The organism is uncultured Microscilla sp. (assembly GCF_947493425.1).
Classification (GTDB): Bacteria; Bacteroidota; Bacteroidia; order Cytophagales; family Microscillaceae; genus Microscilla.
Genome location: NZ_CANLRP010000012.1, coordinates 83,159 through 90,569 on the forward strand (window position 1 = coordinate 83,159; position 7,411 = coordinate 90,569).

A 7,411-nucleotide genomic window follows, 5' to 3' on the forward strand; every position below is an offset into this window, starting at 1 on the left:
ACTTGGAGTTGTTCAACAATAATACCAAAAGTGCTTCATTGCTGGTGCCTTCTTTTACTTTAGTGTCAGCTTGTCACCCCTGCCTTGTCAAAATTACCTTATACAACTAATGGAGCATAATTTGTTAATATTGGGCTAATTATGTAAATTCATTTGGTACTCAATCAAGTATCAGGCAAACTACATAAAGGGTGCTAAACCCCCTATAAATTTGGTAACTTGATAAAAAACTAACAACTCTAATCTGTGAACGCTTTGAATTTCAGTAATTACACAATAAAAGCCCAGGAGGTGATTCAAAAATCTACCCAAATAACTACTGGGTATGGCCACCAGGTAATGGAGAATGGTCATTTGATAAAGGCTATTTTGGAAGACGATGAAGACTTGTCTAATTTTATTTTACGTAAGCTGAATGTAAACCCCAAATACTTTAAGACCAAGCTTGACGAAATAGTGACCGCCTACCCCAAAGTAGAAGGTTCATTGTATTTGTCGAATGATATGGTATATTCCTTTCAGAAAGCAGAAGAATATGCCAAACAGATGGACGATGAGTACATTGCTATAGAACATATTTGGTTGGGTATACTTGCTGGGCGCGACCAGATAGCTTTGTTGCTCAAAGATATGGGCTTTGCCAAAGAGCACCTCATCAAAGCAATTCAAGAGTTGCGCGGCAATGAAAATGTAACTAACCCCAATGCTGAAGCCAACTACCAATCACTAGAGCGTTATTCAAACAATTTAAATGAATTGGCGAAAGCCGGAAAACTAGACCCAGTAATAGGGCGTGATGATGAAATACGTCGTTTGCTGCAAATCCTCTCACGCCGTACCAAAAACAACCCTATTTTGTTGGGAGAACCAGGGGTAGGCAAAACTGCGATTGCTGAAGGGCTTGCCCAGCGCATAGTGATTGGCGATGTACCCGAAAACCTGAAATCTAAAACTATAGTATCGCTCGATATGGGCTTGTTAGTAGCAGGTGCCAAATATAAAGGAGAATTTGAAGAACGCTTAAAGGCTGTAATCAAAGAAGTGGTGGACTCAGATGGAGAGGTAGTGTTATTTATAGATGAAATACACACCTTAATAGGAGCAGGCAGCAATGGTGATGGGGCAATGGATGCGGCTAACTTATTGAAACCTGCCCTGGCACGAGGAGAGTTACATGCCATAGGTGCTACTACGCTCAAAGAGTATCAACAATACATAGAAAAAGACAAAGCACTGGAGCGTCGTTTTCAGGCAGTAATGGTAGGAGAGCCTGATGTACAGGATGCTATTTCTATTTTGAGAGGGCTCAAAGAGCGTTATGAACTACACCATGGAGTACACATCAAAGACGACGCAATTATTACTGCAGTAGAACTGTCACATCGTTACATATCTGATCGCTTTTTGCCTGATAAAGCCATTGATTTGATGGATGAGGCTTCTGCCAAATTGCGGATCGAGATAGACTCGATGCCAGAAGAACTGGACGAAGTAAACCGCAAAGTGATGCAGCTGGAGATTGAACGCGAAGCTATTCGACGGGAGGGCGACCAAGACAAGGCGGAGCAATTGTCAAAAGACATAACAAATCTACAGGCTAAACGTGACGAACTAAGAACCAAGTGGCGTAGCGAAAAAAGCCTGATAGAGAGTATTCACAAAGAGAAAGAAAATATTGAACGCTATAAGCTGGAAGCCGAACAAGCCGAACGTCAGCACGATTATGGCAAAGTGGCAGAGCTACGTTATGGCAAAATCCGCGAAAGCGAAGAAAGGCTGGTAGAGCTACAAAAAGAAATGCAAAATGCCCCCGAAAACTCGATGGTAAAGGAAGAGGTAACCAGCGAAGACATTGCCGAAGTAGTGGCAAAATGGACGGGAATTCCAGTGGCAAAGATGATGCAAAGCGAGCGGGAAAAGTTGTTGGAACTGGAAAGTGAACTTACCAAAAGAGTGGCAGGTCAGGGACAGGCCATCAAGGTGATTTCGGATGCAGTGCGCCGAAGCCGTGCCGGGTTGCAAGATCCCAAACGCCCCATAGGTTCTTTTATATTTATAGGAAGCTCAGGTGTAGGAAAAACCGAACTTGCCAAAGCCTTGGCGGAATTTCTTTTTAACGACGAAAATGCGATGGTACGCATCGATATGTCGGAGTACCAGGAGCAACACGCAGTGAGCCGTTTGATTGGGGCGCCTCCGGGCTATGTGGGCTACGATGAAGGTGGACAGCTGACCGAAGCAGTACGACGCAAACCTTATTCGGTAATTTTGCTCGATGAATTTGAAAAAGCACACCCTGATGTATTCAATATTTTGCTACAGGTACTCGACGAAGGACGTTTGACCGATAGCAAGGGGCGATTGGCAAACTTTCGCAATGCCATCATTATTATGACCTCAAATGTAGGTTCAGAGTTGATTCATAGAAACTTTGAAGAAATGACCCTTGAGACAGAGTTTGACATTATGGAAAACACCAAAGAAGATATTCTGGATATACTAAAGCAAGGAGTAAGACCTGAGTTTTTGAACCGAATAGATGAGGTGGTGTTGTTCCGTCAATTGTCACCTAAAGACATGCGTCATATTGTAAAAATACAATTTAAGCAAATTCAGCGACAGCTTGCCGAAAACGGGGTTCACCTGGAAACAAGCGACGATGTGCTCAATACATTTGCTGAGATGGGTTATCAGCGTGAGTTTGGAGCAAGACCACTCAAGCGAGTATTGCAAAAACGTTTGCTCAACGATTTGTCAAAAGAAATACTGGCTGGCAAACTCAACAAAGATGCTGTCATTGCCATTACCCTGGACGAGTATGACCGGGTGCAATTTATGAACTTGGATGATATAAAGATTGACAATGGGGGGATATAATGTAGTTAAGTAGCTTGATAAAAGCGTAAATCAGCCAGCGGTTTACGCTTTTTTTATTGGACTTGACATATCGGTAGATGGGCACAGTAGCATTGGGTAAAACTATGCAATGATTGAAGTGTTCAAAAGTTATCTCCACTGGAATTCAGGTGTCATACCAATCAGTGCAATCATTGCCCTTAAGCGAAAATTGATGTCTTTAGGTTTACCAAATGGAGGTTCAGCTGCACTGCCTCCACCCGCCAGATAATTGGCCAATAGACCACGGGTTTGAGGCTTTACTTGTCTGCCCAACACCCGTTCTATCCAATAGTCAGTGATTTGAAATGCGCTCTTGGCGATGGTAGGAGTTTGCCCCTTCAAGTCAAACTTGGCTGATTTATGCCAACGCCGTCCAAATATCAAAGTAGACACCACATTCCAACGGGTGAGCATCATGTGAGAGTTGATCCAATAACTTGCTACATCAGGGTGCCCGGTAGGGGTAGCCCATTGAAACATTTGATAGCCCATATTAGTAAGCAAGTAATGCATATTGCGGTGTGGGGTGAGCTGAGCATTGGTAGCCCGTAAAAACGAAACAACCAACTCAAACGGACGTTTGACCTTATCGCCCCAGTTTTGGGTAAACTCAGGAGCGTTTAAAATAGTGCGTAGCACATGCTTGATCTGATCAGGTGATTTTTGGTGTTTCATCCAAGTAGCTACAGCCTTGTCAATCAATGTTTGGGGAGGTTTATCTGCCACCAAACGGCGGCAAATCTTAGTGCAAACAAATTTTGCTGTGCCAGGATGGTAAGCCACCAGGTCAAGCACTTTTTTGCCATCTGCCATAGGTGGTTGGTTTGACGAAAACTCAGTACCCAATACCCGTTTCTGGTAGTTATCGTGCCAACCTTCATAATAAAAAAACTTACCCGTATTAGGCAAACGTTCACCTCCTTTAATTCTCGAACCATCGGCTATAGTCCAGCCCGTAAACGCCCTTGCCGCCTCGTACACATCTTCGTCTATATATCCACTGGGCTTACCCTTAGTAGCCCCTGGCACTTGCCGCCATTGATCGTACAAATGGTTGAGGTAGTGATCAGCCCCCAATGTGTGTAACTCAAACAATTCACGGGCATAGTTTTCGTTGGCAGGGCTTGCTTTGCTATATACATTGTCAAGGTAATACTGCATGGCGGTGCTTTTTGCCACATCTTCCAAAAAATCACGAAAATTACCAAAGCAGTTTTTCCTAATCACTTCTCGATCATATACAGGCAAGGTAAGCGCAATACGCCAATCGGTTTGTACACTTACATTAAAATGATTGTGCCAAAACTCTGTCATTACCTCTCGCAGCTGCCATTTACTATAAGTAGCACGTAGCCAGGTAGCTGCCATTACTTCTTGTGCAGGGCGGTTACGTTCTTTGTTAGGTGTTTTCTTACGGTCGCTTAATTTCCATAACTCTTCTATAGAAGCATTGAGTAGTTTCAGAGGACGGTTTTCATCCATTGCCCCATGCTTTCCAGCTTTAGCCTTATATTTTATTTTTAAGGTGGCTTTTGCCAATTGCTCCTTCAATAAAGCATCCTGACCATTGGTAGGGTTGAGTTGCTCTTCTATATAGCGTGCCAATCCTTTTTTCTTAAGAGTAGCTATGTCTCCCTGTCGTGCACCATACCCCATACGGTTCAAGGCAATTACTTCGGGTGAAGGTGGGACAGGAGTTGCCTGGGGTGGATTCAGCAGGTCATTTATTGTACTTGAAGGAAACAAGCTTTGCAAAAAGTCACGACGTTGTTTAGCCATAGTATTATGAGGGTAATCGAGTGAGAGATTATGGGTAATTTAATAACTTAGCTGATAAATATAAAAAGAAATGGCATAAACCCCTCTGGCTAAATGAAGAACCTGTTGGCAAAAAATATAACCTTTAGTACTACTGTAGTGTTTGGTTAAGTAGATTTATTGAGAATCTTAACTAAAATCGTTAATTTTGTTGTCAATCAAAACAGCGCATATACTATGGGGGCACTACTCAAATTTTTATTGATACTCTTTCTTATTGGTTATTTAATTAACAAATTTAGCTCATTCTTAATTCGTCGAGCACTCAAAACCTTTGGTATTACCCCACCACAAAAAGAGAAACGCACCCGGAGACGTAAAAAAGGCATTCAGGTAGAATATGTACCCGAAGAGGAGCAAGAAGATCGTCGCCGAAGCAAAAACTTTAGGGGAGGCGACTATGTAGATTTTGAAGAAGTGAAATAAAAATGGCTGGTCATTTGCTCAAACGATCAGCCACTTATAAATTTAGTTTTTCTCTTGGTGCATTTTGCTAAGCGATTTACGCAACAACAAGTTCACCTCGCGGTCGTTGGGGTATACAGTTAACACCTTAGAAAAATCAGCCACTGCTTCAGCATACTTGCCCAACCCGTCGTAAGCCAGCCCTCGGCTATAGTAAGCCATCACATTATTGCTGTCTTCTTTCAATACCCGGTTACAATCTGCCAACGCTTCTTTATACTGTTTCTTTTCTGATAAATACAAAGCCCGGTCGGTGTAGTAGTCTAATTTTTTTGGTGCAAGCTTAATAGCCTCATTAATATCTTGCAGGGCACCCTCTAGATTCCTTACCTCATAAGCTATAATTGCCCGGTCGTAATAGTATTCAGCCACTTTTTTGTTAAGCGTAATGGCTTGTGTAATACTTGTTTGTGCTTCTTTATACATTCCCAGCTCTTTGTAAGTAAGTCCTCGACTATAATAAGTTTTTTCAGCATTACGATTTTTGGGTAGCTTCAAGGCCTTGTTAAAATCCTGTACAGCCTCATTATAGGCATTGCGCATAGCGTGAGCTATACCACGTAAGGTATAAGAGTAAGAGTTGTTAGGTGCTAACTCGATGGCTTTTTTGAGCTCTACTAAAGCATTTTTAGAATCGCCTAAGCTAATGAATGTTTCAGCTCTTGCCTGATAGCCTTGTGTACTAATGCTGTCAAGCAATGGTTTTTCTTTTTTATCATCCAGTTTTAACATGATTTGCGCATTGCCCAGTAAATTCATTCTATTAATCAAATCTTTATCTGTTAACAGTTCGGGCATTAGAAAAATACCCTCCAGAAAGTCTTTTCGAGCTTGTTTAGGTCTACGCATACGGTAATACACCACCGCACGGTCATAATACATAGTGGCACTTGCCTCATTGTCTTTGCCTACCAGTTTGATCGCCTTGTTCAAATAACTCAAGGCAGCTCTGGTATCCTTCAGTTTATATTTGGTTTTGCCTATATAATGATAAATACTACTGTTTTCGTGTTTTTGAGGAGTTTGCAGGTAAAACAAGGCTCGGCTGTATTTACGCAATTGATAATATGCTAACCCCCAGTTATAAAAATCTTCCTCTTCGAAGGTCGTTTTCTCCTTTTGTAGTTTTTCATAAATATCAATGGCTTTTTTAGGCTTTTTCATGCCTAGGTGTACCAGTGCTTTCAGGCGTTTGGCATCAGCGTCTTTAGGAGCCAACCCCAAGCAAGAGGCAATGTCTTTGAGCGCAAGGTCATATTGTTGAGTGTAGTAATAGGTGGAAGCCCGATAATAATAAGCGTATACATTTTTAGCGTCTAACTTGAGCGTTTTATTAAAGTAAGTGGTGGCATCCTTGTACAAGTCCATGACAAAATACAAGCTGCCCAGGGCATTGATCACTTCTATATAAGTGCTGTCTAGCTGGTAGCCTTTGCGGTAATCAGTTTCGGCACTTTCGTAATTCTCTAAATAAAACTTGGCTTGCCCCCGGTACAAATACAAAGAGGCTACATTGGGGTACAAAAGAATCAATAAGTCGTAATCGCGGATCGCCTTGAGGTATTTACCTTCTCTCATAAAGTAATAGCTACGGGCATAAAGCGCATCATAAAAGCGAGGGTTGATTCCAATGGATTTATTAAGGTACTCGAAACCTTCCTGAGTTTTTCCTGCATCCATCAGTTGAACCGCCTTCTTGTAGGCTATTTCGTAATCTTGTTCTTGTTCCTGGCTAAGGGCTGGGTGGTTGAAGCATACAATACTACTCAACAAACATAGTATGAACGCAATATTTGATTTTATCATAACAGCTTATATCTGTTTTTGCAACAAAGTCTTTACTCCGTGAAAAAGAAGCAAGCTCAATTATTATGTGTGTGTACAAGTTTATGGTGGATAATTCACAACAAAACTGATCATTAGTTTTGTTTGAGTGTTTACATTAAGAATATGTTTAAAGTTTCTGTTCTGAGTAGAAACTGAGGGGTTCGAGGGTGGAACCAGACACGAAAAATGGAGTTTAGCACTGCTAAATGAGCATTTTCGTTATGAAGTTCAACGTTTAAAGCCCCATTTTATGTCCAAAGAGTGAGTTTGAAACACATTCTAAAAAAACTTATCCAACCAAAAATAAGAAAAAAAGCGTGCGTCTCAATAGACTTCTTGCGAAAATATTAATATTGGTTAAAAAGTTATCTTTGTAGCATGAAAGCTTCAAAATATGCTGTTT

Annotated in this window: 4 protein-coding genes; 2 read left to right on the top strand and 2 right to left on the bottom strand. The window is 41.4% G+C overall.

Annotated elements, in window-relative coordinates; translation table 11 throughout:
• The first annotated feature begins 255 nt into the window (after positions 1-255).
• Positions 256-2,877, top strand: coding sequence for an ATP-dependent chaperone ClpB (gene clpB / locus Q0954_RS05790; protein WP_299454835.1), 2,622 nt, complete (start codon positions 256-258; stop codon positions 2,875-2,877).
• 129 nt (positions 2,878-3,006) lie between these two features.
• Here the strand turns inward: clpB and Q0954_RS05795 are convergent, their stop codons facing one another.
• Positions 3,007-4,677 carry a DUF1800 domain-containing protein gene (locus tag Q0954_RS05795; RefSeq protein ID WP_299454826.1) on the bottom strand — a complete coding sequence of 557 codons (1,671 nt, stop codon included), beginning with the start codon at positions 4,675-4,677 and terminating at the stop codon, positions 3,007-3,009.
• A 216-nt stretch (positions 4,678-4,893) separates the two neighbouring features.
• On the opposite strand from Q0954_RS05795, the gene Q0954_RS05800 reads away from it, so the two are divergent.
• On the top strand, positions 4,894-5,142 hold the full coding sequence (locus Q0954_RS05800) for a hypothetical protein (protein WP_299454828.1): 249 nt from the start codon (positions 4,894-4,896) through the stop codon (positions 5,140-5,142).
• Positions 5,143-5,184: 42 nt separating this feature from the next.
• On the opposite strand, the gene Q0954_RS05805 is transcribed toward Q0954_RS05800, so the two are convergent.
• Positions 5,185-6,987: a tetratricopeptide repeat protein gene (locus Q0954_RS05805; RefSeq protein ID WP_299454829.1), complete on the bottom strand. Its 1,803-nt coding sequence runs from the start codon at positions 6,985-6,987 to the stop codon at positions 5,185-5,187.
• Positions 6,988-7,411: the final 424 nt, after the last annotated feature.